The organism is Paenibacillus assamensis DSM 18201, assembly GCF_000422445.1.
Lineage (GTDB): Bacteria > Bacillota > Bacilli > Paenibacillales > Paenibacillaceae > Paenibacillus_B > Paenibacillus_B assamensis.
This window is the reverse complement of record NZ_KE383837.1, coordinates 644654-671055: the sequence shown is the minus strand read 5'-3', so window position 1 is coordinate 671055 and position 26402 is coordinate 644654. Positions and strand designations below refer to the sequence as shown.

Below are 26402 nucleotides of genomic sequence, written 5' to 3'. Positions count from 1 at the left end.
AAGGGAGGTCAAGGAGGCGCTCCACGTAAGCCGTTTGGCTCTGATCGAGTGCAGCAAGGCGAACGTAGTCAACGCAGTGGCAGTGCAAAGCCGAGCGATAGGCAGCATCGTGCAGGTGCTGGCACAGGACACGGAGCGAAGTCTTCCTTCGGTCAACAGCGTTCTGCATCAAGGCCTTCTCCGTCTACTAATCGTTCGGCATGGGCGGATCAAAATAAGCCTAAGTCAGATCGTTAAGCGCGAGGCTAGGGTTAACCGCTGACGATTGGAGGGGAGCATCATGAACGCTTACGAATCATTTGCACTTGTCTACGATCGACTGATGGCCGATATGCCGTATGACGAGTGGCAGCGAATGGCGAAGGAAGCGCTTGAGCGCTATCAGATACGTCCCACACGAATCGTGGATCTAGGTTGTGGGACAGGCTCACTTACTCTTCCACTTACTAAAGAGGCGGCTGAGGTCATCGGAATCGATCTTTCGGAGACGATGTTAACGATGGCCCGTGAAAAGGCGGATGCACATGGACGTGTGGGGGATAAGATTCAATGGGTATGTCAAGATATGCGTTCGTGGTCTATTCCTGAGCCTGCCGATGCTGTTTTTTCTTTTTGCGACTGCATCAACTACATCACAGAGCTTGAAGGCGTAAGAACGGTATTTGAGCATACAGCGAGAAATTTGCGATCTGGCGGGTTGTTCATGTTTGATATGCATCATGCACGTCAATTTGAACAATATGAGCAGGAACAGCCGTTCACACTCGATGAGCAGGATATAGCTTATATGTGGCACTGCGACTATGACAGGGAGCAGAAGCTGATTGAGCATGACCTAGCTATTTTCGTTCAGGATGCGGATAGTGACCGTTATCATCGAATTGATGAAGTTCACGTTCAACGCGCCTATGACACAGAGAAAGTCATCGAAATGCTAAAGGATGCAGGCTTCGGTCAAATAGAAGTGTTTGCAGACTTCGTGTGGCAATCGGCTAATGAAGAGAGCATGAGGTTGTTCTTTACAGCTGTGCGTCAGTAAGTAACGGCTATTAGAAACCGTCAATATGGTTTCTTTTCTTTCATTGTTGCAGATTTTCTTTTGGTGTAGTGTAATAAGGTATAAGCCCGGCTCACATGCCGGGCTTATTTGTGTAGCTAATAGTACATTGAATGAAAACTTAACGTGATAGCGAAGTTGTAAATGTTCTTAAACGTAAACAAACAGAGGTGACGAGGAAGTGGACAAAAAAATACAAGAACTAATTGATTTAACAAATGAGAAATTTGGATTAAGGAACTATCGTTTAGAACGATATAGCCTTTATCGAAAAGTAAATGTGTTCAACGATACCGTTTACACAATGGTTATGGAGTGGTTTCCTAAACATGTTACTACACAAGAGGATGATGATTCCAACCCGGAAGGTACAGCGGTTGTTGAGATAAATGTTCATGATCGTAAGTTTTTGAGTGCCATTTTTGTCAGAGGGAAGACCTATGCAACCGATGGAGTTATGTTCACTGATGTGCGTTCGAACAACATTATCAGATGGATTGAAGATGAAACGGGACTGGTATACGGGGAACAATTTCAATTGGACCAAGCAAAAGAGAGAGACTTTTTATTTAAAGAATGTATCAATGGTATTGCTATTTCTCCATCTGGATTGATTCAAGTAACATGCAATCAGGAAGGCAAACTGATTTCTTTCTCTGCGCATGGGCAATTTCCTCCTACAGCAATGATTAGAGAAGAGTCGTATACCCTTTCACTTGATAAAATAAAGCATTTAGCAATGGAACAATTGAAATTGATTGAATTTCCCTCTAATAAAGACGAAACATTAGTTCCTGTTTATGCGATAGAAGAGATTTTTGTCCAGAATGATGGAAAATCAACGATTCCATATGAAGTTTTTTCGGATACAAGGTCCTATTTGAAAATAGACCAGACTTTGTGCTGGGATGATCCGATTGATACACCATTTGAGAGGCAAGAAGTTAGTTGGATGGAAGAAGTGACATGGGAACAAGTATGGTTAAGTGAACGGAGTCCTGATTCGTTTCCAATCACAACAGAAGAGCAGACGAAATGTTTAGTGGCAGTAAAGAACTTATTGCGACAGCAATATCCGAATGATTCAGATCAGTGGATGGTCAAAACGTTGCATCGTGATCAAGGCCATATCTATGCAGTCTTGAGAATGAATAATCAGGTGAACCGTGTATTTCAAAGAAAATTAACGATTATAATAGATACAGGGAGCTATCAAGCGGTAAATTATATGGATAACGAATCGATGCTAAACTTTTTCGACCCGTTTAAAGTAGCTAATCCAGTATCGATCAACAAAGAAGAAGCATATGACAACCTTTTAGAAAGGATCGAGCTTACGCCTTGCTACGTTTATGACTTCGAACAAAAACAATTTATTTTATATGGGAAATTAGATTGTCATTACGCCGTGAATGCAGGCAGTGGGGAAGTTATTTCATTAGCTACTTTGTAGATGAGAAGTAGAGAAATCGCAACCTAATCATGTCATACATTGACAATGTTCGCTTTTTTTCATATGATAAATTTAATTATCGAACAACGGCTGAACAATGGAATACATGGATGACGGTGAAGAGGAATAGTAGCTAGCTGAGAGTACTTCAGAGAGCCGGCGGAAGGTGCGAGCCGGTGTGCACAGTAGGGAACTCACCTCGGAGTCATGCGACTGACAAATTGACAGTACTCTGCCTATGTGGAGCTGGCAGCCAGGTCGCAGCGTGATGCTCGCGTTAAGAGCATACAAGTGAGCAGCAGACAAAGCATGTCTGACGCTAACTAGGGTGGTACCGCGGGAAAATATATAACCTCTCGTCCCTAGCGATTGACGCTAGGGATGGGAGGTTTTTTGCTGGTTTGAGCAATGATCCGGCCGCTTCATTCATGTGAAACCTTACAAGACCGTTGGAGGAGGCAAAGTATTAATGAGTACAGAACAACAGAAGGTTGGCTATCAACCACAGCAACTTGAGCCGAAGTGGCAGAAATACTGGGACGAGCATAAGACTTTCGCTACATTGGATAACGATGAATTGCCGAAGTTTTATGCACTAGACATGTTCCCATACCCTTCCGGCTCGGGCCTCCATGTAGGTCATCCAGAAGGCTACACGGCTACAGATATTATTTCCCGCTTTAAGCGTATGCGCGGATACAATGTTCTTCATCCGATGGGATGGGATGCATTCGGTCTTCCTGCGGAGCAGCATGCTTTGGACACAGGTGAGCATCCACGTGACATTACGGTAAAGAACATTAACAACTTCCGTCGTCAAATCAAGTCTCTTGGCTTCTCTTACGATTGGGATCGTGAGATTAGCACAACAGATCCAGAATACTACAAGTGGACCCAATGGATTTTTATCCAATTGTACAAAAAAGGTCTTGCTTACGTAGACGAAGTGGCAGTTAACTGGTGTCCTGCATTGGGCACGGTACTTGCGAATGAGGAAGTTATTGATGGCTTGTCCGAGCGTGGTAACCACCCGGTTATCCGTAAGCCAATGCGTCAATGGGTATTGAAAATTACCGAATATGCAGAGCGTTTGCTTGAAGATTTGGAAGAGTTGGATTGGCCAGAAAGCATCAAAGATATGCAGCGTCACTGGGTTGGCAAGTCAACAGGTGCGGAAGTTCGCTTTGAGATTGACGGGCACCAAGATGAAGCTCTTGTGGTGTTTACAACTCGTCCAGATACATTGTTCGGTGCGACATACTGCGTGTTGGCTCCAGAGCATACATTGGTGGAGAAGATTACGACAGAAGCACAGCGTGAAGCTGTAAAAGCTTATCAAGAACAAGCTGCTCGTAAGAGTGACCTTGAGCGTACAGACTTGGCAAAAGAAAAGTCCGGCGTATTTACAGGTGCATATGCAATTAACCCTGTAAACGGAGCTCAAGCACCGATTTGGATTGCTGACTATGTATTGGCTGGCTATGGTACAGGTGCAATTATGGCTGTTCCAGGTCACGATGAGCGTGATTGGGAATTCGCGAAGCAGTTCGAGCTGCCGATTATCGAAGTTGTATCCGGTGGCGATGTGACGAAGGAAGCATACGCAGGCGACGGAGCTCACGTTAACTCTGACTTCTTGAACGGTCTTGAGAACGAAGCGGCAATCGCGCGTATGATTGAATGGTTGCAAGAAAAAGGCGTAGGTCAAGGTAAAGTGACGTACCGTCTGCGTGACTGGTTGTTTAGCCGTCAGCGTTATTGGGGAGAGCCAATTCCGATCATCCATCTAGAAGATGGCACAATGAAGACTGTTCCTGAATCCGAGCTTCCGCTTATGCTGCCGGATGTAGATCAAATTCGTCCTTCTGGTACAGGCGAGTCACCACTTGCGAATGTAACGGATTGGGTAGAGACGATTGATCCTGAGACAGGCATGAAAGCACGTCGTGAGACAAATACGATGCCGCAATGGGCAGGCAGCTGCTGGTACTACCTACGCTTCATTGATCCGAAGAACAATGATGAGATTTGTTCCAAAGAAAAACAAAGCAAATGGTTGCCTGTAGACTTGTATATTGGTGGAGCTGAGCATGCGGTACTTCATTTGCTCTATGCTCGCTTCTGGCACAAAGTATTGTACGATATCGGTGTAGTTGAAACGAAAGAGCCATTCTACAAGCTCGTTAACCAAGGTATGATTCTTGGTACGAACGGTGAGAAGATGTCCAAGTCTCGCGGAAATGTCATCAATCCTGATGAAATTGTAAACGAGTACGGTGCAGATACACTTCGTATGTATGAAATGTTCATGGGTCCTTTGGAAGCAACAAAGCCTTGGAATACAAATGGTGTTGAAGGTATGTACCGCTTCTTGAGCCGTATTTGGCGATTGTTCATTACGGAGGACAATCAATTGAATCCGAAAATTGTAGATGAGCAAGGTGACGATGCATTCGTTCGCGTATGGCACAAAACAGTTAAAAAAGTAACGGAAGACACAGAGGCATTGCGTTTTAATACAGCAATTAGCCAAATGATGATCTTCATCAATGATGCTTATAAGCAAGAAACATTGCCACGTAAAGCAATGGAGAACTTTGTTCAATTGTTGTCTCCTTTGGCACCGCATATCGCGGAAGAGCTATGGGAGCGTATGGGCTTCAACGGTACGATTTCGTATGTGGCATGGCCAACGTATGATGAGCGTCTTACGGTTGATGCAGAAGTTGAGATCGTTGTACAAGTGAATGGCAAAATCGTTGAGCGTCTAAAAGTAGCTGCAGACGCGGATGAAGCCACTACACAAGAAACAGCGATGCAGTCTGCGAATGTCCAAGCCGCAATTGCGGGCAAGACAGTGCGCAAAGTGATCGCTGTTAAAGGTCGCCTAGTTAATATCGTAGTTGGCTAATGTTACGTGTTAGGTCTCTGACCATGACGTTTTTACTTTTTCCAAGTCCTCTTGGAATTTACCATGTGTAACATCAATAAGCTGATGGAATACACCATCTAACTTATGCTGTAGCAAGTGCAGTGCTTCGGCGGTTATGCCGCCGGGTACTGCAACTCGCTGCTGCAACTGTTCAGGCGTCAATTTCCCTTCGGTTAAAAGCTTGCCGGTACCAAGTACCATTTCGCAAGCCAACCTCGTAGCCTCAGAATAATCAATTCCTGTACGTTCTACCGCCGCATCAATCCATTTCTGTACGAATAATGCTAAAAATGCGGGTCCACAACTACAAATATCACTTGTAATTCGTGTGTGCTGCTCCGATATGACAATCGGCTGGCTAATCGATATCATCAATTGCTCCAGCAGTAACCGATCTTCTGTCCCAATACGGGAACCATACATACAGATGGAAGCACCACTTTGTACATAATTTGCAATACTCGGAATGATTTTTGCTACTTTGCAAGACAGACTGCTCTCTAACTGCTCGATCAGTATCGGGCTAGTGATGGAAACAACGAGTTGATCCGGTGTGACGACATTGGCAATCTCGTTCACCACACGTTTGAACTCAAGCGGCTTTACGCATATAAATACGATATGACTAAGTCGCGTCGTTTCTGCTACATCTGCAGCAGTATGCAGTCCTGGATACTTTTCGGCTAAACGCTGCGCCTTCGCGATTGTGCGATTCGTTACGACAACTTGCTTTGACTCCAATACGCCCGATTGTATAAAGGCTTCGATTAATATAGAGCCCATGCTGCCCGTTCCTATGAATCCGACCTTCACGTGGACGTCCTCCTTTCTTTCGACCGTACACGGGCCGTTATGCAACGCTTTAAATCACTATATGAACGACTAGTTGACCACTATACCGCATCAATAATATTGGGGGGATGTTTATGTCTGCTAATCGTAAGCAGGCTTCACTTGTATCTTGGATGGTTGTCGTAATAGTTGGTGTTATTGGTATCATCTTATTTGCTTTTATGTGGCTTCGTCCTCAGCTTGGAGGTGCGACAGAGGGGTGGAAACCTGTCAATGATCAAGTGTCTCAACTGCTGGAGACTGAGAGCAGTGCTTCATCTAATGGAGAGTCTGCCCAAAAAGCACCCAAAGTCTCTACTAATGTACCGGCTAAAGCTGCACAAGCTAATGAAAGTAGCAATCCAACAGGAGTGAGTGGGGAATCTCAGCACGATCAGCACGGAGTAAGTAATAGTCTTAATGAAAGGTCTAATAATGAAGAGACACCAACCTCTAGAGATGCGATGAATGCCAACAATGCCCCTTCTAATGCGACTGGAAAAGCCTCAGAGCAGAACAGTGAACTTATTTCATTAAATCGTGCAGATGAGCAGCAGCTTGACGAGCTGCCAGGCGTTGGTCCCTCAAAAGCAAAAGCAATTGTTGCTTATCGCGAGCAGCATGGAAAGTTTAACTCGATTGATGAGGTAATGAAGGTTAAAGGAATCGGTCCTAAAATGTTTAAAAAGATGAAAGACAAGCTTACAGTCGACTAAAGTGCGTGTTGAGGGTGCGGTTTGACTATAAACGTTGCAAGTCCATTTCTTGCATATGACAGAAGAGGTTGCATCTCTTAATCTGCCATTTTACAATAGGATGTAATTCAAACATAGAGTGGGTAGAGAAGGGGTAAGCATCATGACGGCAACGCTACGCAAAGATTGGGATACGTATTTTATGGATATCGCATATATGGTTTCTACACGGTCTCGCTGCCCGCGCAGACATGTTGGCGCAGTGCTCGTTCAAGGCAAGAAATTGCTTGGGACGGCGTATAATGGGGCACCTATGGGGGTGCCAGATTGTAGTGAAGAAGGGTGTATGATTGTAGAGCAGTATGAGGTTGTGCATCAAGCGGATGGCAGTGAGGAAATGGTGAAGAAGCAGCGCTGTATTCGTACGATTCATGCGGAGCAAAATTTGCTATTGTTTACTGACCGGATCGACCGTGAAGGCTCTACTGTCTATGTAACGGATCAACCGTGCTGGACATGTGCGAATATGCTAACGAATAGTGGTGTGACGGAGATTGTGTTCCATCGCCCTTATTTAAAGGACACCGAGAAAGTCTCACGGATGATGGAGCAAAGAGGAATTGTATTCCGTCAGCTGTTGCAGTACGACCCTCCGCAGCAAGCGGTCGAGGAAATACAAAAAGAACATATGTAGGTTATGTTAAGGAAGAACCTTGCGGCCATTCGTAAATCGTTGCATTTACGTAGTTGGCAGCAAGGTTTTTTGTTTTTCGTAAATCGTGATGAAGGTATAGAATTTGTACAGAAGGGAAGAGAAGGGGAGATGACTATCGAACGGCGACCTATCGTTACGGCAGCTTGCTGCTGGGTGTTTGGCATTTATTTTGCGATTACGATGGCTTTTGTGGATATCGTATGGAGTTTGATTGGGTTAGGTCTGCTGCTTCCGCTGCTGGATCGTTTAAAATGGCTGAGCTGGAGAATTGGCTGTTTATGTCTATTGGCTATGTTAGTATCAGCTAGCTACTATTGTTGGTATGACAATAGGCAGCTTTCGGAACTTCCGATGTTAGTGAACGTTCTGCCTGATGATCGGCAGGTGGCAGAAGAAGCATGGAGCGGGACAATGGAAGGTACGATTGCTTCAGGTGTTGAGCGAGACGGAGATCGGGTACAATTTCGACTTAGTGTACGTACTTTTAGCCATAATCAGAATCGGATAAAGCCTACTTCTGAGCTTGTATTCGTGCAAATAAAGCTTTTAGAAGAAATTGAATTGCAGCAAGCTGCTCAATGGAAAAGGGGCGCAAATATAAGCTTAGAAGGTGAGCTGAAGCTGCCTTCAGATGCAGACAACTTTGGGGTGTTTGACTACAGGAGCTATTTAAAACATCAGCATATTTATGGAGTTTTTCAAGTCAAAGGAGCACAGTCTGTACAAATAAATGATTCAGCAGACATGATGGACTGGGAGCACTGGATGGGGGCCGTTGAACAGCTGCGGCTACACAGTGCTTCCCAGTTTGACGCGTTGTTTCCTGTGGAACAGAGCAGTTATTTGCAAGGATTAATATTAGGGTTACGCAGTGATCTTGATCTAGAGTTGGAGCGTTCATTTTCTCAACTAGGATTGACTCATGTTCTAGCCATATCAGGGTTGCATGTGGCTGTATTTGTTGGAGGATGCTTGTATTTGCTTCGTTGGTTGAGATTACCTAAGGAGTCGGCATTAACGGTAGTTATCGTTCTTATTCCTCTTTATGTTTTGTTTACAGGGGCTTCTCCATCTATTCTTCGTGCTGGCTTTATGTCCATACTTGTCCTCATTGGGCTTCGTCAAGGTTGGCTGCGTGATGGGCTTCATATTTTGTCTGCGGTGTTGCTAATGATGTTGTTGTGGAATCCTTATTATGCAGTAGATGTTAGTTTTCAGCTGTCTTTTGCTGTAACTGCTGGTCTTATCATCGGTGTGCCCTTATTTACGAGACTCCTTCCTGCTAGTTGGCCAGTATGGCTGACTTCTTCTTTAGCTGTGTCTATTGTAGCTCAGGCCGTATCTTTTCCTTTAACCATTTATTATTTCAATCAAGTGTCACTTCTATCGCTAGGCGTGAATATAGTGCTTGTCCCATTCATAAGCTTGGTAATTCTTCCACTTGGTACAATCATTTTATTGATAAGCTATTTGTACATGCCCTTAGCAGAGGGTCTTGCTATTATGGTGCGAATCGGGAATGAATGGACATTTGCGCTGGTTCATTATTTGCCACAGTGGGAGGGGACAAGTGTTATTTGGCCGAAGCTCTCTGCAGCTTGGATAGTTGGATATTATGTATTGTTATTTGTACTGCTGAAGCTAGGTGCAAGTCTAAGACAAAGACAAAGACAAAGCCATACTTATTGCAATGATTTAGCCCAACATAGGTTAGTAGAAGATGAAAATTTAATACCTGATACGATGCCGTTAGCGAACTTTATTGTATTACAACCAGTTTCTCGGCGACCAATCTATGTTGGTCTTGTGTGCACTATAAGTTTACTTTCTTCTTTACTTTATGCTGGGTACCACGCAGGAAGGCCTGAGGAGACCGTAGTATCTTTTCTGAATGTGGGACAAGGGGATAGCATTTTGATACGCACAGCTTCTGGCCGCAATATCCTCATTGATGGAGGCGGAGAAATAAAGTTTGGCAAGGCAAAGGAAGCTTGGAAGCAGCGACGTGATCCGTACGAGGTAGGCGAGAAGCGGATTGTTCCTCTGTTAAAGCAGCGGGGAGTTCGGCATTTGGATGCGGTTGTTGTTACACACGGAGATGCTGACCATGCAGGTGGTTTGCGAGCGGTTCTTAAACATATACCAGCAGATCGGCTAGTTATGAATGGAACGTGGAAATCTTCTTCCGTTATGCGTGAGTTGTATAGTATTGCACTTGAGCGTCATATATCTATAATTGGATGGAAAACGGGAACAAGCTGGCAAGTTGATCCGGATACCCGAATTGATGTATGGCATCCGTCCTCTTCAGTCACGGCATCCAGTACGCAGCTTGACGTTGAAGAGGAGCAAAATGAATTCTCGTTAGTACTGCTGCTGACATTAGGTGAAGGGAAGAGTAAGAGTACTTTCTTGCTTACTGGCGATATCGGAGCTGATGAAGAGATGATTTTACTAATGAATGATAAGGAGAGGGAACAACAGGGGAGCCCATATCCCGAAAGGATCGATGTATTAAAAGTCGCGCACCATGGCAGTCGTTCCTCAACAATTCCAGAATGGGTGGATCGATGGAAGCCTAGAACATCTGTTATATCAGCAGGAAGAAACAATCTGTACGGTCATCCTCATCCGCAGGTATTAAGAGAACTATCGCGTGTAGACAGTGTTATATTTCGTACTGACCTTCATGGTGAGGTGCAATATAAGTCTACCAGACTAGGTTTGAAGATGAGAATGAAACGTGATAGGATTGCACAGTAGAGACATTCATTTACAATAGAAGCTTGGCGGACTCATACATAATGGTAACTGTTATTTTCTATATTCCTGCTGCTTCTATTCAGGCCCAGTTATTGGGTGGCAAAAAATAAAATCTGACTGCAACCATTTGCGCTTACGCTGCGTCAATGGATATGCAAGAGAGGGGGGGCAAAGTGATAGAGCAAGGTCTCATACGAGCCGCTCAATCCGGTGATCGCGAGGCTCTAATCACCCTTTTGCGAGAAATAGAACCGTATGTGTATCGAACGGCTTATTACGTATTGAATCACAACGAGCAAGATGCCATGGACGCGTCCCAAGAGGCATTGATTCGTATATACTCCAAGATTAACTCTTATGAGGAGAAAGCTCAATTTAAGACATGGGTACAACGAATTGTAACGAATATTTGTATTGATAAATTCCGACGTGCCCGTCCCACGGTCTCCATTGATGAGCATAATCTGGTGTTTCTCGGGGATCAAAGTGTGGAGAAAGAAGTGTTATCCGCCTATGCGGCTCAAGATATACGTGAGGCCATCGACCGCCTACCTGAGCACCATAGAACAGTCGTCGTTTTGCGGTACCTACAAGACTTCTCTTACAACGAAATTGCGGATAGCTTAGACATTCCGTTGAATACCGTGAAGTCTTATCTATTCCGTGCGCGTCAACAATTGCAAACGATGCTACAAGATTATGAGAAAGGTGGTGTGCGAGGGTGAACTGTTCAGAGGTGATGGAAATGATGCAATTAAAGCTGGATGATATGGAATACGACCATAACCTGCTGACAGAACATATGCGCCGTTGTCCCGCCTGTGCCGAGATGTTTGAACGCTTGTCACGTCTACATCAACAATTAGTGGAGCTTCCTAAAGTGCAACCAGCTTATAGCTTGGTTGATGCCATATTGCCTCAACTAGATGAACTTGATCGAGAAAAAGCAAACGCACCTCAAGCAGAAGAGAATCCGATTGTAGCAGCATCTGTGCCGCTTATGCAGCAATCCAATTCTCAAGAGGAAACATTAAGCAGGGCTAAGAACGTACATGGAAGCGCCATCCCAACCGTACGTGCGAACAAGTGGTTCAAATGGAAAGCAGTCAGCGGCGTTATTGCAGCAGGATTAATAGTAGGATTGTTTGTTATTAATTATCAGCCCGTTTCGCAAGAGAGTGCAGACTTTAAAGAACTTTCTCTTCACAAAAATGAAGAAAAGGTTGCGAACTCTACGGATCCTTCCTCAGAGCAAGGATCGACAGAGGTTGGTGGTGAAGCTGCTGCTAATGAATCTAATCAAACGGACCCAAACCATAATGGTAATGGTGATAGTCCAGGTCAAATCGATGCACAAGATGCCATTGGGCCAGAACAGGAGAGCAATGAATCTAATCGTGAGCAGATGGAGCAGCCGGGAACAAATGAAGATTCGTCGAAGCCGCTAACTACGAGCAGAATAAGTCCTGTTAATCCAACAGACAATGGAAGTGAACAGCCTTCTAGTAGGAACGGAAATAAAGGGAATCAGCCACAGCCGAATCCCAAAACCGTGAAACCTGCAATCACTGAGACGCCAGATACGAAGCCTCAAGGTGATAAAGATAAACAACAGCCTCCAAAAGGAGGGCATGGGATTACAGATGGTGCAGGTGAGTCCGAAGGAAGGGATAAAAAAAGCATCGTCCCTGACGGTAAAGAAGCATCTTTGTTTAGTGCATCTATAGACTCCCATTCCCCAGATAAAAGTTACACCGTACGTTGGATCAACGGACAGCTTATGCTGTATCGATATGAGAATGAGAGCCCGGTGATTGTACAGATTTTGGATTTCGCTGATACGCCTGAGCAGATAAAGTGGAGCGAGGATAGTAAGCAGATCACTGTCACGGCTTGGGTAGCGGATGGAAAGATAAAAGACGTTGTGTATCAGGTAGATAATAAAGGTCTGCACAAAGTTGATGCTCCAGCTAAACCAAGTGAGGACCATGCTAAATCTCCAACTTTGCCTTCATTGGAGACAGAGCAAGGAGTTCCAGCAAATGAGAGCCCCTCACCAGTGAATGGAGATACTCCAGCGACGGAACCAGGTGGAGATCCGACGGTGAACCCAGATCCTAATGCAGGTGCGGGTTCCAATCCGTAAATAGTTTCATTTAATGCTTGCTAAGAAGCAGCCTAGCTAATTACAGTAGGCTGTTTTCTTGTTATCAGACATTTGAATTTGCGTATGAGGCATTTCATTTATTTCAGATAGAAGTTGAAACATATGTATCGCTTCTCCGTATGAAATAATAAATCAACGGATGAGGGGCGATAGTATGTTAATCGTAACAACTGAACGCGTTCCAAATTATGAGGTGAAGGAAGTAATTGGTCCTGTATTTGGTTTAACTGTACGTGCACGAGGGCTAGGTAAAGATATTATGGCAGCGTTTAAAGGACTTGTTGGTGGTGAGATTACACAATATACTGAAATGCTGGAAGATGCTCGTAAACAGGCAATGGATCGTATGGTGCAAAATGCTCAAGCCATGGGTGCCAATGCGATTGTAATGGTTCGTTTTGATTCTGGTGAAGCAGGCAGCAACATGACGGAAATTGTAGCTTATGGCACTGCCGTTGTCGTAGAGAAAGTTAAAGCATAATGGACAAATTTCTGTGGGTTTATTTTGGTGTTCAGGCATTGATACTCCTTGTGTTACTTATTGTTGCACGATTCAAAGATCGCAGATATCGAAATGAATCAGATAAGGACGACGTGCCAAATGGATATGAACGTACATCTGAAGTAAGTATTGATCCACGAACAGGGCAAAAGGTAAGAGTGTATTATAACCCTCGTACAGGAGAGCGGTTTTATAAAGCTGAATGAGTTCTTATGGAATGGAAAAGTTCAACATAAAATTGCACGGGATGCTGCACACTTGAAGCATGACCTGCGTATAGTATTAGCAGAAAGAAACAACACATAACTAGTAACGGACCCGTCGTCGTGTAACCGTCTGCGAGGAGGACCTAGGCCTTCTCCACACAGACGTTTATCATAGATGTTGGGGACAAAGGGATTGATCGGATTGCCGTTCAATCCCTTTGTTTTTCTTCTTAAGTCTGATATGATCGGTACAGATGTTAAGGAGGAATGGTACGTGGATTTGAAGACGGCTGTGAAGCAAATTAAGAAGGGCCAAGCACAACCGTTCTATGTGTTATATGGTTCAGAAAAATATCGAATGGATGAATTCGTTCAGTTTATGTTGGAGCAGCTCGTGCCTGAAGATAATCGTGAATTGGCGATTACGAAGATGGATACATCTGAAATGCCGGTTGAGCTAGTTGTAGAAGAAGCGGAAACACCGCCGTTTCTCGTTGAGCGGAAAGTGATTCTTGTGAAGGACCAGTCGATTTTTGGTACGGGCAAGGACGGGAAGATGGAGCATCGTACCGATCGTTTGCTGCAATATATGGCGGAACCGATGGATACCACGATTATTATCTTTATGGTGCAGGGGGAAAAGCTTGACGAGCGCAAGAAGACGTCAAAGGCTGCCAAGTCGGTTGACGCTGTACTAGCGTTTAATCCATTCAGTGCGGAAGAACTGGTGCAGTGGGTAATAAAGCAAGCTGAGCAGCGTCAGTGTATCATTGAGGAGCAAGCGGTAGATGTGCTTATTCGAAGTGCTGGAACGAAGCTGCAAGCTTTATCGAGTGAAATGGAGAAGCTGTGTCTGTATGTAGGTCAAAGTCAGCAAATAGATGTTCATGCAGTTGAAAGCTTGGTTCCTAAAAATACAGAACAAAATGTGTTTCAGCTGGTAGAAGATATAATAGGGAAACGTACGGATCGGGCTCTTTCTACTCTACATGAATTGTTGAAGCAGAAGGAAGAACCTATCAAGATCGTTGCCCTTATTGTTCGCCAACTTCGTATTATGCTGCAAGTGAAAGAACTGACTGGCCAAAGTTTTAGTCAGCAGCAGGCAGCATCTCAGTTAGGATTGCATCCCTATGCGGTTAAGATGGCAGCAGAGCAGGCGCGCTCACATCCAGCCAGTGCGTTGGCAGCATGGCTCACAGAGGCAGCGGAGTTGGATTATGAAATGAAGAGCGGACGTGTGGAAAAGACGCTAGGGCTGGAGCTGTTCATTATGAGACTTAGCAGCGGCGTGCCTCGTCATAAGCTGCACTAGATCGTATTTCTTCTAGAACATGCTGCGTAAAGAGAAGGAAGACATAGAGATTAAGAATACTGAGAGGTCGGATCGAGTCTGCTAGAAGAGACTCGAGAAGATTTCCTGCTGAATATATTCCTAGTTATAGAAAATGGATCGTAAGTATGCAAATAAAAAAAGCTGTCCAGTAGGACAGCCTTTTTTTGCGCTTTAAGCTAAGTATGAAAGGCTTTGATTATGCTTGTGCAGTCAAAGCGTTCAATTTTTGTGCTAAGCGAGATTTTTTGCGGGCAGCCGCATTTTTGTGGATCAAACCTTTAGTCACAGCTTTGTCCAATTTCTTGGAAGCCAAAGCTACAGCTGCTTTAGCTGTTTCCACTTCAGTAGTTGTCAAAGCGACATCAGCAGCTTTAACAGCTGTACGAAGTGCGGATTTTTGGGAAGCGTTCAACATACGACGTTTGTCGTTTGTTTTTACGCGTTTAACAGCGGATTTAATGTTTGGCATTGCTTTCACCTCCGTTGCATCGTAGTGCGACAATAGAATCAATTCCACAGAACAAGGTCTGAATGAAATGATTCACAACTTAAAGTATTCTATCATGATGTATAGTAAAAAGCAACACACAACCCATACTGGCAGCACCTCCCATTACGTGGAAATCCCGCGATTTGACGCGAGTTTATCGAGGAATTTACGTAAGCTTACGCATAATGGAATGAACAACTTGCGCATAATAGCGAGAGCACAAGATGTTTTGACGGGAGGAAGACGATGACGGCAGATTTGAACAAGTATTCGGTACGAACGGACTTAGCACTCGAAGCTCGTGAAATGGCGCAGCCTGATATCCATGTGCCACTACCTGGTGTGGAGGAACATGTAGAGAATGTGGCGGGAATTAAAGTAACCAACTTGAATGTATATAATGAAGAAGGTTCTCGAGTAATGGGGCGCGTACAAGGGCGGTATTTGACATTAGAAGTGCCTGCCTTGCGTAAAAAAGACTCTGACTTGCAAGATCGAGTCGCGACGAAGTTTGCTCAACTATTTGAAAAATATTTAATAGATGCAGGAGTAAAGTCAACTGACAAAGTATTAATCGTCGGATTAGGTAACTCGAATGTAACGCCGGATGCGCTCGGCCCGATGGTTGTAGAAAATATATTAGTAACAAGGCATTATTTTGAACTCGTGCCTGAGCAAGTAAGTCCAGGTTATAGACAAGTTAGTGCTGTAGCTCCTGGTGTACTCGGGACAACGGGTATCGAATCTAGTGAAATTGTGCATGCTATCGTGGAAAAGACGCGTCCTGATGTTATTATTGCAATCGATGCGTTAGCATCAAAGGCTTTGGAAAGGGTCAATACGACGATACAGGTTGCTGATATCGGTATTCATCCAGGTTCTGGGATCGGTAACAAGCGTAAAGGATTGACGAAAGAAATACTTGGTATCCCTTGTATTGCAATTGGTGTGCCAACTGTATGCTATGCCTCAACGATTGTAAATAATGCAATTGAGCTGATGAAAGAGCATTTTAAGCATGAAAATGTAAAATCAAGAGACGTTATTGGTCTTTTAGATGAAGTATCAGAGCAAGAACGTTTGCAGCTTGTAAAAGAAGTGTTGGAACCGTTGGGACATGATGTCATTGTAACACCTAAAGAGGTCGATGAATTTATTGAGGACATGGCGAATATTATTGCCAGCGGCTTGAATGCTGCACTTCATGAAGCGGTGGATACGAATAATGTAGCTGCTTATACGCATTAATGAAAAAACCTTTCCTAGTAAGGGTAGAGATTATTGAAATCTCTCACTTACAGGAAAGGTTTTTTGTGTAGAGCATTTTATTTATTTGTTGGCGACTGGCCTTTTAGTATTTGACCTTGTACAGGGAAAATTCCTTTTGCGAAACGTGGAGGCAATGAACGACCAAGTTCCAAGCTTGGTTTGTCACTTACTTGATAGTGAATGTGCGCCTCACTTGAGTTGCCTGAATTGCCGCAGTCTCCCAGATAGTCACCAGTTTTGACCTTGTCGCCTTTCTTGACTTTGATCGTATTCTGCTTGAAATGTGCTAAAAAACTATATTCGTTGTTGCCATGATCAATAATGACATAGTTGCCAGCAGTTTGTTCTGAGTTCATCTTTCCGGGCATGTTGTCTGGGATATCAGTTACTACATCAACGATGGTTCCGCCCGCAGGGGACAACACTTTTTTACCGAATGCGTAATAGTCTTCATTTTTTTTGCCATCGCCCTTAAAGCTTTTTCCGTTCTTCGTTACGATAAGGTCAAGTGCATAGCGTTGTGTATCATAAGCGTAGTGATAATTTTCGATTACATTGTGACCGCCCCAGGCTACGAACCATTCGCCATCAAATGGAAGCTGGAAAGTCGTTTTCGTTTGATAGGAGTCTGTCTCTGGAAACTTTAAAGGTGGCGGCATGAGTAAATACTGTATTTTCCCGTTTTTAATCATTGCTAAAATAAGTTTGCTTTTATCTTTGTTTGTCCAGGATTCAACAATGAAACCTTCGGGTGAAAATCGCTGCCCTACATAACGAGGCTTCTCTCCTTTTGTCCAGAAAGATTCTAAAAGCTGCTGAATATCTTTTTGGCTGACATCTTTTTGAAAACTTGCTACTAATGCTGCGTGCAGGGAGCGACCATCATGTGCCGATACCCATTTTTCAAAATTTTCTTTAGTTGCTGTGATCGGTTTCTTTTTTTCCGCAGTCAAAGTCCCCTTATTTGCTTTCGTTACATGTTGCGTAGCTGCCTCCGCTTCTTTATCGACACATCCGCCTAGCAATAGAGAAGAAAAAAGTAGAGTTGCAAGCATAGCTGCTGTTGAACGTGATAGCGATGTTCTATTTTTCCTTGTAAGGTTTGAATGGTTTGTAACGTCTACGCTCTTTTTCATTATGCAATCTCCTTTGTGAGTGGCTCGTTTTTGTTTGTTTTCGTTTCTCTAATATGAATAATAAAGGTTTACTTTTACGTGCAGCGAAACGGAATATAAATGATTTATGTAATATATTGGTTAAAAATAAAGGTTGTTAAGATTCCGTTAAGGAACTGTTAGAGGAAAGGTAAGCATAGCGTGGTATGGTGTAGCGTATAGCGCCCTAGTTTACAGGTTTGGGTCATATGATATGATGATTTTACTTATTTGGAACATGTTAATTATTAGTAGAAGGGGGACATACATAATGAAAGATTTGCAGCAAGCACATATCCTTATCGTCGAAGATGAGTTAGCTTTGCAGAAGCTCGTCGTAACCGTATTGAATAAAGAAGGATTTGTAAACGTACATACAGCTTCAAATGCAGAAGAAGCTCTACTCATAAATGAACAAATTCAACTGCACTGTATCATATTAGATGTGATGCTGCCCGGAAGAAGTGGATTCGAGATCGCTCCTCTTCTTAGACTGAAAACAGAAGCGCCTATTTTATTTGTGACCGCCCGCACGACGGATTTGGATAAGTTAACTGGCTTCGCTCTTGGAGGAGACGATTATATGACGAAGCCGTTCAATCCGCTGGAGTTAGCTGCGAGAGTGAAGGTACAGTTGAAGCGACATTTATCTTATCAGCAAGCCATTCAGCATGCTCAAGGAAGCGTAGATTCGTTATCGAAACATGATAGAGCGGCTTTAGAATCTATAAATGAAGAGCGGACTTCATATACGTCGCAATCTACTAGAGACATATATGATTTCGGTAGATTCCAAGTTGATGAGCAAGCTGGCGAATTAATTGTTGCTGGTCAATCTATGGATTGTCCAGCGATGGTGTTCCAACTGCTGCTCTATTTGTGCAAGCATCCGAATCGGATTTTTTCCAAAGGCGAACTGTATGAACAAGTATGGGGCTTGGATGCTGTCAAAGACGACAACACGGTCATGGTACATATTCATCGAATTAGGGAACGGATTGAGGAAATGCCGAGTGAACCATCCTACCTCGTTACGGTACGCGGAATGGGCTATAAGCTGCTCTCCCGTCCAAAACGCAAGGAGGGTTAATCGTGAAGGCGACTCAAAGACTTGCATGGCATTATATTAGACAGTGGTTGTTTATTTCGATCGCTTTGCTTCTTAGTGTTGTCATCGCATTTTCATGGATTGTAGATCGTACGATGGCTCTAAATATGAACCGGAGTTTTGCGAATCATGGATTTGACAATTTGGTAGATTCGATTTCGATTACAAATGGACAGCTTCAATGGGATGAGCAGTTGATGCAACAAGTGAAGGTTAGCGGAGGGTGGCTTCAGATTGCAGATTCAAGCGGAGCTGTTTTACATGAATTTTTCGTTCCTGACGATGTGCCTAAGAAGTATAAGGCAGGAGAGCTTGCCTCTTATATGCATCAAAAAGTTCCATTTCCATATGACGTATACGCTTATTTGAGGCCTATTGGTGACTATGAAATCATGCTCATTTATGGTGAGAAGTCAGAAGAGGAGCATTTGTTGGACTCATGGATAGAAGATTCTGAACAGGCAAAAGAAATATTAAAATCGGCATCGGCTTGGGTGCAGTTGGTGAATGCGGAAGGCGATGAATTGGAGAGTTGGAATAAGCCTAAAGGTGTTGAAAGTGGAATTAGTCCATATGAATTGGTGCTACGTGCTATCTATGAGAATCATTATGGTGAGCGAGTTGCTTTCGAGTATAATCCAAACTCAGGAGAAACATGGATTGTTCGGATGCCTTATTCACCGTCGGAGGCAGAGCCATATGTGATGATGTCAGGCATGCGCTTACATAGCGAAATGGAGATATGGATGGTCGGCATCGGGGCTGTCGTACTCTCAATGCTGCTTCTGTTTGTCATCATGGCATGGTGGGAAAGTAGTCGAATTGGTCGTCCACTTGCTCATTTTATGAGATGGGCAGAAGCGATGTCTAATCATCAATACGAGGAGCCACGGAACCTATCTGGAAAGTATCCTTCGCTTAATCGTAAGGGGAGGTTAAAGCTTAATTATCGGATATATAGCGATGTTTGGCAGGCATTGCGTACGTTATCTGGCCGATTACAGCAGTCTGAAAGTGACCGAGAACAGCATGAACGGCTGCGAGAGCAATGGTTGACGGGATTGACTCATGATCTTAAGACGCCATTAGCTTCTATTATTGGCTATGCTCATCTATTGAATGCTAACCAGTATGACTGGAGTGAAGCAGAGCGAATGGAGTTTAGTATGCTGATTCAACAGAAAGCAGAGCGAATGGATGAGCTTATTCAAGATTTGAATTTAACCTATCAATTAAAAAGCAATGCCTTACCGATGGATCGAGTGGAGACCGAAATGAATGATTGGCTGTCTAGTATCGTCCATGAACTGCTGCCGGTGCCGGCTGATGCAGAAGCGAAAATCATTTTTAACCCTTCTCCGCAATCGATTATGCTGAACATTGATGTTCGATATTTTGTACGGGCAATAGAAAATGTGTGTATGAATGCTTGGATTCATAACGAATCAGGAACGACAGTGACGGTATTTATCGAGCAAAATGAAGCAGGAACGACCATTCTGTTTATGGATGATGGACGTGGTATGGATGAGCATGCCCAGCAAAACTTGTTCCAAAGATATTACCGCGGGACATCTACAGATACGACGGATCAAGGCAGCGGTCTTGGTATGGCTATTACGAAACAATTAATAGAAGCGCATGAAGGTGAAGTTTCTGTACAGAGTCAGATAGGAAAAGGAACGACTATTCGTTTTTATTTCCCGAGAAATTAGGTTTTAGTTCTAGTATTTTGTTTGTCCTCATAGAGTCTACTAATAGCAATCTTTCATTCCATGCACTTGCTTGCAGAGCCTATGCAATATTGAGAGATTACGAGAATGTAATAGGATGCGAAACAATACTCTACTCATTTCGCCCTTCATTTTCGCAGCTGTTCAACAAAGGTTTCTCGCAAGGTTGTGTTATCCGAATGAAAGACGGTGACAGCAGGCAAGGAGGCGAACAAATAGATGGAATGGAATGATGAAAATAATAATCGTTGGAATAAACAGAATTTGAAGAAGTGGGAGCCGCTCATTTTATCCGGGCGGATGTTTATGTTGATGGCGGTTGCTTCAGCTGCTTTTTTCATCGTAATTGGCATAGGGGTTATTGCTGAGCAGAAGGTGCAGTCTACTCCTTTGGCTGGTATGAAAGGCATGGCAGCTCAAATGCCTGCGCAACTATTTATGAACGCGATTGCGATGGAGATGCCAGGTGTACCCGATTCTGCACAACAATTGCAATGGAATAGCAAGGATGCAGCGAGGCTGTTGGTTCGTTTGATGACCAATATGAATCCGCTTGATCCTAAAACATTGCTAGCAGGAGAATTGCCACGGGCCAATCGTGAACAGACTGTTCCACTACGGCTTCCAGAGGGGAATCAGTATGCGAAAGGCCCTGCTGATTATATGCCTTTGCCTAATCAACTTACGCAAGGTGAAGACGATCCTCAGTCATCACAGGATGATAGGATCAAGCCATTGCCGGGGGGGGCGGGTAAAGATTCCGCTGGCACGAAACAGCCTTCTTCACAGTTGAGCAATAAAGTCGTGTTCATTTATCACTCGCATAACCGGGAATCTTGGAATCCAGTATTAAAAAGCAAAAGCTCCAATCCAAACGATGCTGAATTGAACATTACACTTGTTGGTAAACGACTTCAGGATCAATTAGAGAAGCGAGGGGTAGGAGCTGCGCATTCCGATAAAGATTATGCATCCAGTGTGGAAGGATACAAATGGAATCAGTCTTATAAATATTCACATAGCACGATTAAAGAAGCGATGTCGCAGCATAAAGATTTACAGTTCTTTTTTGATATTCATCGCGATGCGCTTCGTCGGGAAGATTCAACCGTGACGATTAATAATAAATCATATGCCCAAGTATACTTTATTATTGGACATCGCAATCCGAACTGGAAGAAGAACGAGAAGTTCGCTTCAGAAATTCATAGCAGGTTGGAAAAAGATTATCCTGGCATCTCTCGTGGCATTTGGGGCAAGTCGGCTGCTCAAGGCAACGGTGAGTACAATCAGTCTATATCTCCAAACAGTGTCATTGTGGAAATAGGCGGTATCGACAATACGTTGGAGGAGAGCTACCGGACGGTGGATTTACTGGCAGATCTAATCGCTGATATCGTGCATAGGCAGCAGGGAGATAAGCCAGTAACGAAACCAGTGAATGCGGATAGCAACAAAGGGAAGAAAGCCTATTCGGCTTACTCTCCAGAACAATTGCTTGACGATACGAATGCTGCTACCTCTATTGGTTAGGTTAAGACAGCACATTTTGGGATACACCTTCTATTGTGATTCGGTACCTAATGAAATGGAGGTTTAGGAGATGAAACGTATTGTTCCGCGCCTTACGGTTTTGCTTCTGTTCACCATTATTGGCGTCTTAGTTGGTATGGAATGGACGCGTCTAGGTATCGAGAGGGTGTATGGCCCTATGCCGCAAACTGCCGTCACGGAGGCATCATCTGAGCTGTCTGACAGTGGACAGCAGGATTTAGAAAAGCAGCAGTGGAATGTGCAACCAGGTTCAACCGAACCAACTGCACGTTGGGAAACAGAATGGAATCGACAACTAAAGCCTGTATCTGAAGTGAATCATCGTAATGAGGAGCAGGCTGCTGAAGAAGAATGGGAGGAGCAGATGCCTGAGCATCTGGGACTACCTCCAATTGAAGAGCCTCCGGTCAACAAATTAGCGGATAAAACAGCTGGTTTCTTATCTAGATTGTCTGAAGCAGGAATCCAGGCTGTTGTAGGAATATTCGACGGATTGTTCTAAATGTTACTGCGCCATTGATGCCGGCGGCGTTATTCGGTATAATAAAACAATTGAAACTTGGCACAGTGGTGGGGGTATTAGATCGAATGACGGAATTGCTGTCACGACAGAAGAAAATTCGCAATTTTTGTATTATTGCACATATTGACCACGGGAAGTCCACGCTTGCCGATCGTATTCTGGAATATACGGGAGCACTAACTTCCCGTGAAATGCAAGCACAGGTGCTTGACCAGATGGATCTGGAGCGCGAACGTGGTATTACGATTAAATTGCAAGCGGTTCGTCTTACTTACAAGGCGGACGATGGAGAAGAATACATTTTGAACCTGATCGACACGCCAGGACACGTCGACTTCACGTATGAAGTTTCCCGTAGTTTGGCAGCTTGTGAAGGGGCATTGCTGGTTGTTGATGCTGCGCAAGGTATCGAAGCACAGACTTTGGCTAACGTATATTTGGCACTTGATAACAACCTGGAAATTATTCCTGTTATCAATAAGATAGACTTGCCAAGTGCAGATCCTGAGCGTGTTAAGCAGGAAGTAGAAGATGTAATCGGTTTGGATTGCTCGGATGCTGTTCATGCTTCTGCCAAAGCAGGTATCGGTATTCGTGAAATTTTGGAGCAAGTCGTTACTAAGATTCCGGCTCCTACAGGAGATCCAGAAGAGCCGTTGAAGGCGCTTATTTTCGATTCTCATTATGATCCGTATAAGGGCGTAATCGTTTATGTTCGTGTTGTGAATGGTGCGATTCGTGCCGGCAGCAAGATCAAAATGATGGCAACGGACAAAACGTTCGAAGTTATCGAAGTCGGTGCATTCAAGCCGCGTATGACAATCGTCGATGAGTTGAATGTCGGTGATGTAGGATTCGTCGTTGCTGGTATTAAAAATGTCGGTGACACACGTGTCGGTGATACAATTACAGACGCGAAAAAACCTACAGCAGAGCCATTGCCAGGTTACCGCAAGATTAACCCGATGGTATTCTGTGGTCTATATCCGATTGAGACGACAGACTATAACGATCTGCGTGAGGCGTTGGAGAAGTTGCAACTGAATGATGCATCTCTAACATTCGAGCCAGAAACATCGACCGCGCTTGGCTTCGGTTTCCGGTGTGGATTCTTGGGTCTATTGCATATGGACGTTATTCAAGAGCGTATCGAGCGTGAGTTCAACATTCCGTTGATTACGACAGCGCCAAGCGTTATTTATAAAGTTACGCAGACAGATGGAATAGAGCTGCGTATTGATAACCCTTCTAACTATCCAGATCAGCAGAAGATCGATTTTGTAGAAGAGCCATTTGTCAAAGCATCGATTATCGTTCCTAACGATTATGTTGGTGCAATTATGGAGCTTTGCCAAGGCAAGCGCGGTGAGTTCGTAGATATGCAGTATTTAGATGCGACTCGCGTTACCATTACGTATCAGATTCCATTGTCAGAAGTTGTGTATGACTTCTTCGATCAGTTGAAGTCCAGTACGCGCGGATATGCGTCCTTCGACTACGAGTTGTCCGGTTACCGCCGTTCGAACCTCGTGAAAATGGATATTATGCTTAACGGTGAGCAAGTGGATGCCTTGTCCATCATCGTTCACAAAGACCGTGCTTACTCACGTGGTAAAGTCGTTTGTGAGAAGATGCGCGAATTGATTCCGCGTCAAATGTTCGAAGTACCGATCCAAGCTTCGATCGGAACGAAGATTATTGCTCGTGAAACGGTTAAAGCGATGCGTAAAAACGTATTGGCGAAATGTTACGGTGGTGACATCTCCCGTAAACGTAAGTTGTTGGAGAAGCAGAAGGAAGGTAAGAAGCGCATGAAGCAAGTCGGTTCCGTTGAGGTTCCGCAAGAAGCGTTCATGGCGGTTCTTAAGATTGACGATAGCAAGTAAGCAGCGAGCATACTTGTCTAGATCTGAGTGCTTTGAACAGTGAACCGTGCCTAATAGGTGCGGTTCTTTGTGTTTATTCGATTTTTTGAAAATGATTTGGTTGTCCAAGCCAAACTCCATGACAAGCCATATGTTATTTTATAAGGAAGGAGGGAGGACAATGGACGAAGTTAAAATCTCGCAAGTGGTATATCCGAGGTTAACACTTTATTCTGAAGAAAATTATCGAGGCAGGACACGTATTCTAAACGGAAATTTAGGATTAACGAACACAGATGAAGTAGAGAGTTTACGATTCTTTTCCACAAGTGCGAATGCAACCTTGGTATTGTTTACTCGCATTAATTTCAAAGGAAATTTCCGTATCTATAGAGGGAGTCGAAACATCCCTGATTTAGATGATCTGATTGCTGGCAATGATGTTGAATCCCTTATTTCATCCAATATTCGCTTGAGTGAAGCGCAGGTAAGAGAAATTCGTAGAACAGGTACGCTGCCACAAGGCTTTAGAAGAATATGATGAACGGAACGAGAGAGATGTCCTATTGGAGTTTGGGTTAATCCAGAAAAGGGCATGTCTCTTTTATTTGTAGATGGCTTATGATTGAGAACCGTATAGGAGTGTGCTATTCTGTACTACATAAAAGAAAGCAACGAGGAGGAAGTTATGACGGCTTCAGCGGACTCATCTATTCAACAGCAAGTACAGGCAAGCCACTCGCCGCGGGCTGTCTATATTCATATACCGTTTTGTACAAATAAATGCTTTTATTGCGATTTCAATTCTTACGTTCTGAAAGACCAGCCCGTGATGGAGCATTTGCAGGCGATGGATCGTGAGATGGCATATACGGTGCAGCAACAACCTGCTGGGACGATCGATACGATTTTTGTAGGTGGAGGAACGCCTACTGTGTTGAATCCAGTAGAGATGGAATTTTTCCTTAAGTCTGTTCGTACCCATTTCCCGCACTGGAATGAAAATATTGAGTTCAGTATGGAGGCTAACCCAGGTACGACGGATGAAGAGAAGCTGCGTGTCATGATGACTGGCGGTGTAAATCGCATCAGTTTTGGCGTGCAATCATTTAATAATACGCTGCTCAAAGATATCGGACGTATTCACCATACAGATGATGTATACCGTAGTATTGAGGCGGCGAGACGTGTCGGTTATGAGAACATGTCGATCGACCTGATGTTCGGATTGCCGAATCAGACGTTGGAAATGATGTCGCACAGCTTGGATCGTGCGCTTGAGCTGGATCTCCCGCATTTGTCGATTTACAGCTTAAAGGTAGAGGAAAATACATTGTTCCATACGATGTTCCGCCGCAATCAGCTGCCGCTGCCTAGTGAGGAGACAGAGCTAGCGATGTACTTGCTCATTATGGAGCGAATGAAAGCAGCAGGATATGTGCAGTATGAAATCAGTAATTTTGCTAAGCCAGGCTATGAGAGCCGTCACAATCAGACGTATTGGCGAAATGAAGATTATTATGGTATCGGTGCTGGTGCTCATGGTTATGTACAAGGACAGCGTCATATCAATATAAAGGGCGTGAATCCTTATAATGAAGCGTGCAAGCATGGCTTGCCTCGACTCGATACGTTTAAAGTAGATGAGCAGGAAGCGATGGAAGACTTTATGATGGTTGGTTTGCGCATGCATGAAGGAGTTAACCGTTCTAGCTTCCAAGCACAATTTGGCGGTCGTGACTTTGACGATGTATTTGGAACTCAATTGAAGAAGCTGCTTGCTTCTGAGTTGATCGAGCAAACAGATATCGGATATCGATTGACAGATCGGGGTGTGCTGTTCGGTAATGATGTTTTCGGTACATTTGTTGGTGTGCTTACTGAGGAATAGAAATAAGGCTGTTTCGAAAGTATCGCGACTTGGCTTCCACGCAAGAAAGTCGTATGTGCTCCAAACCTGTAAGTTATAACAGCTTCATGCAGTGAACAGAATGAATCAAGCTTTTATGAAAGAGAGGTGCCGTTGTGGCGCCTCTCTTTTATTTTATA

The 26402-nt window shown here is 44.0% G+C and carries 22 protein-coding genes and 1 other annotated feature; of the genes, 19 read left to right on the top strand and 3 right to left on the bottom strand.

The window, feature by feature from the left end; translation table 11 throughout:
- Positions 1–280 precede the first annotated feature (280 nt).
- The 3 genes from H580_RS0117385 (at position 281) to leuS (ending at position 5421) form a co-directional block, all read left to right on the top strand.
- Positions 281–1039, top strand: a complete 759-nt coding sequence (locus tag H580_RS0117385; RefSeq protein ID WP_028595915.1) for a class I SAM-dependent DNA methyltransferase — start codon at positions 281–283, stop codon at positions 1037–1039.
- Between the two features lie 199 nt (positions 1040–1238).
- A complete protein-coding gene (locus tag H580_RS0117380; protein ID WP_028595914.1) occupies positions 1239–2510 on the top strand; it encodes a hypothetical protein in 1272 nt (423 codons plus the stop codon).
- Positions 2511–2617: 107 nt separating this feature from the next.
- Positions 2618–2877 (top strand) — a binding site (T-box leader).
- 102 nt (positions 2878–2979) lie between these two features.
- Positions 2980–5421, top strand: a complete 2442-nt coding sequence (gene leuS, locus H580_RS0117375; RefSeq protein ID WP_028595913.1) for a leucine--tRNA ligase — start codon at positions 2980–2982, stop codon at positions 5419–5421.
- A gap of 9 nt (positions 5422–5430) precedes the next feature.
- On the opposite strand, the gene comER is transcribed toward leuS, so the two are convergent.
- Positions 5431–6255: a late competence protein ComER gene (comER, locus tag H580_RS0117370; RefSeq protein WP_028595912.1), complete on the bottom strand. Its 825-nt coding sequence runs from the start codon at positions 6253–6255 to the stop codon at positions 5431–5433.
- A 113-nt stretch (positions 6256–6368) separates the two neighbouring features.
- Here comER and H580_RS25575 point away from each other — a divergent pair, with 113 nt between their 5' ends.
- The 8 genes from H580_RS25575 to holA all read left to right on the top strand — a co-directional run bounded on the left by H580_RS25575 (position 6369) and on the right by holA (position 14636).
- Positions 6369–6989, top strand: coding sequence for a ComEA family DNA-binding protein (locus H580_RS25575; RefSeq protein ID WP_051217518.1), 621 nt, complete (start codon positions 6369–6371; stop codon positions 6987–6989).
- Between the two features lie 142 nt (positions 6990–7131).
- Positions 7132–7662, top strand: a complete 531-nt coding sequence (locus tag H580_RS0117360; RefSeq protein WP_028595911.1) for a deoxycytidylate deaminase — start codon at positions 7132–7134, stop codon at positions 7660–7662.
- A 129-nt stretch (positions 7663–7791) separates the two neighbouring features.
- Positions 7792–10446: a DNA internalization-related competence protein ComEC/Rec2 gene (locus H580_RS0117355; RefSeq protein WP_028595910.1), complete on the top strand. Its 2655-nt coding sequence runs from the start codon at positions 7792–7794 to the stop codon at positions 10444–10446.
- A 173-nt stretch (positions 10447–10619) separates the two neighbouring features.
- The gene (locus tag H580_RS0117350; RefSeq protein ID WP_028595909.1) at positions 10620–11171 is read left to right on the top strand and encodes an RNA polymerase sigma factor; all 552 of its coding nucleotides are present in this window, start codon (positions 10620–10622) and stop codon (positions 11169–11171) included.
- Positions 11168–12592: an anti-sigma factor family protein gene (locus tag H580_RS0117345; RefSeq protein WP_028595908.1), complete on the top strand. Its 1425-nt coding sequence runs from the start codon at positions 11168–11170 to the stop codon at positions 12590–12592. Before H580_RS0117350 ends, H580_RS0117345 begins: the two co-directional genes overlap by 4 nt.
- Before the next feature lie 175 nt (positions 12593–12767).
- On the top strand, positions 12768–13094 hold the full coding sequence (locus tag H580_RS0117340) for a YbjQ family protein (RefSeq protein ID WP_028595907.1): 327 nt from the start codon (positions 12768–12770) through the stop codon (positions 13092–13094).
- On the top strand, positions 13094–13321 hold the full coding sequence (locus H580_RS0117335; RefSeq protein ID WP_028595906.1) for a hypothetical protein: 228 nt from the start codon (positions 13094–13096) through the stop codon (positions 13319–13321). Before H580_RS0117340 ends, H580_RS0117335 begins: the two co-directional genes overlap by 1 nt.
- Positions 13322–13595: 274 nt before the next feature.
- Positions 13596–14636 (top strand): DNA polymerase III subunit delta, encoded by a 1041-nt coding sequence (gene holA, locus H580_RS0117330; RefSeq protein ID WP_028595905.1) that lies wholly within the window; start codon positions 13596–13598, stop codon positions 14634–14636.
- Between the two features lie 217 nt (positions 14637–14853).
- Here the strand turns inward: holA and rpsT are convergent, their stop codons facing one another.
- A complete protein-coding gene (rpsT, locus tag H580_RS0117325) occupies positions 14854–15126 on the bottom strand; it encodes a 30S ribosomal protein S20 (RefSeq protein WP_028595904.1) in 273 nt (90 codons plus the stop codon).
- Between the two features lie 267 nt (positions 15127–15393).
- Between rpsT and gpr the strand changes: the two genes are divergently transcribed.
- Complete coding sequence (gene gpr, locus H580_RS0117320; RefSeq protein ID WP_028595903.1) at positions 15394–16395, top strand: GPR endopeptidase; 1002 nt, start codon at positions 15394–15396, stop codon at positions 16393–16395.
- A 77-nt stretch (positions 16396–16472) separates the two neighbouring features.
- Here gpr and H580_RS0117315 read toward each other — a convergent pair whose 3' ends face one another.
- Complete coding sequence (locus H580_RS0117315) at positions 16473–17552, bottom strand: M23 family metallopeptidase (protein WP_157282967.1); 1080 nt, start codon at positions 17550–17552, stop codon at positions 16473–16475.
- A 298-nt stretch (positions 17553–17850) separates the two neighbouring features.
- Here H580_RS0117315 and H580_RS0117310 point away from each other — a divergent pair, with 298 nt between their 5' ends.
- The 7 genes from H580_RS0117310 to hemW all read left to right on the top strand — a co-directional run bounded on the left by H580_RS0117310 (position 17851) and on the right by hemW (position 26244).
- The gene (locus H580_RS0117310) at positions 17851–18660 is read left to right on the top strand and encodes a response regulator transcription factor (protein ID WP_028595901.1); all 810 of its coding nucleotides are present in this window, start codon (positions 17851–17853) and stop codon (positions 18658–18660) included.
- Positions 18661–18662: 2 nt separating this feature from the next.
- A complete protein-coding gene (locus tag H580_RS0117305; protein WP_028595900.1) occupies positions 18663–20393 on the top strand; it encodes a sensor histidine kinase in 1731 nt (576 codons plus the stop codon).
- Between the two features lie 237 nt (positions 20394–20630).
- Positions 20631–21944, top strand: a complete 1314-nt coding sequence (locus tag H580_RS24650) for a stage II sporulation protein P (protein WP_051217516.1) — start codon at positions 20631–20633, stop codon at positions 21942–21944.
- Positions 21945–22014: 70 nt separating this feature from the next.
- On the top strand, positions 22015–22467 hold the full coding sequence (locus H580_RS0117295) for a hypothetical protein (RefSeq protein WP_028595899.1): 453 nt from the start codon (positions 22015–22017) through the stop codon (positions 22465–22467).
- An 86-nt stretch (positions 22468–22553) separates the two neighbouring features.
- Complete coding sequence (lepA, locus tag H580_RS0117290; protein WP_028595898.1) at positions 22554–24374, top strand: translation elongation factor 4; 1821 nt, start codon at positions 22554–22556, stop codon at positions 24372–24374.
- 160 nt (positions 24375–24534) lie between these two features.
- Positions 24535–24894 (top strand): hypothetical protein, encoded by a 360-nt coding sequence (locus H580_RS0117285; RefSeq protein ID WP_028595897.1) that lies wholly within the window; start codon positions 24535–24537, stop codon positions 24892–24894.
- A gap of 147 nt (positions 24895–25041) precedes the next feature.
- Positions 25042–26244 carry a radical SAM family heme chaperone HemW gene (gene hemW / locus H580_RS0117280; protein ID WP_028595896.1) on the top strand — a complete coding sequence of 401 codons (1203 nt, stop codon included), beginning with the start codon at positions 25042–25044 and terminating at the stop codon, positions 26242–26244.
- The last annotated feature ends 158 nt before the right edge of the window (positions 26245–26402 follow it).

What these genes read in the sequence shown, in the direction of transcription:
- H580_RS0117385 (WP_028595915.1), top strand. Translation starts at nt 281, where the DNA reads ATGAACGCTTACGAATCATTTGCACTTGTCTACGATCGACTGATGGCC.
- leuS (WP_028595913.1), top strand. Translation starts at nt 2,980, where the DNA reads ATGAGTACAGAACAACAGAAGGTTGGCTATCAACCACAGCAACTTGAG.
- H580_RS25575 (WP_051217518.1), top strand. Translation starts at nt 6,369, where the DNA reads ATGTCTGCTAATCGTAAGCAGGCTTCACTTGTATCTTGGATGGTTGTC.
- H580_RS0117360 (WP_028595911.1), top strand. Translation starts at nt 7,132, where the DNA reads ATGACGGCAACGCTACGCAAAGATTGGGATACGTATTTTATGGATATC.
- H580_RS0117355 (WP_028595910.1), top strand. Translation starts at nt 7,792, where the DNA reads ATGACTATCGAACGGCGACCTATCGTTACGGCAGCTTGCTGCTGGGTG.
- H580_RS0117340 (WP_028595907.1), top strand. Translation starts at nt 12,768, where the DNA reads ATGTTAATCGTAACAACTGAACGCGTTCCAAATTATGAGGTGAAGGAA.
- H580_RS0117335 (WP_028595906.1), top strand. Translation starts at nt 13,094, where the DNA reads ATGGACAAATTTCTGTGGGTTTATTTTGGTGTTCAGGCATTGATACTC.
- rpsT (WP_028595904.1), bottom strand. Translation starts at nt 15,126, where the DNA reads ATGCCAAACATTAAATCCGCTGTTAAACGCGTAAAAACAAACGACAAA.
- gpr (WP_028595903.1), top strand. Translation starts at nt 15,394, where the DNA reads ATGACGGCAGATTTGAACAAGTATTCGGTACGAACGGACTTAGCACTC.
- H580_RS0117315 (WP_157282967.1), bottom strand. Translation starts at nt 17,552, where the DNA reads ATGAAAAAGAGCGTAGACGTTACAAACCATTCAAACCTTACAAGGAAA.
- H580_RS24650 (WP_051217516.1), top strand. Translation starts at nt 20,631, where the DNA reads ATGGAATGGAATGATGAAAATAATAATCGTTGGAATAAACAGAATTTG.
- H580_RS0117295 (WP_028595899.1), top strand. Translation starts at nt 22,015, where the DNA reads ATGAAACGTATTGTTCCGCGCCTTACGGTTTTGCTTCTGTTCACCATT.
- lepA (WP_028595898.1), top strand. Translation starts at nt 22,554, where the DNA reads ATGACGGAATTGCTGTCACGACAGAAGAAAATTCGCAATTTTTGTATT.
- H580_RS0117285 (WP_028595897.1), top strand. Translation starts at nt 24,535, where the DNA reads ATGGACGAAGTTAAAATCTCGCAAGTGGTATATCCGAGGTTAACACTT.
- hemW (WP_028595896.1), top strand. Translation starts at nt 25,042, where the DNA reads ATGACGGCTTCAGCGGACTCATCTATTCAACAGCAAGTACAGGCAAGC.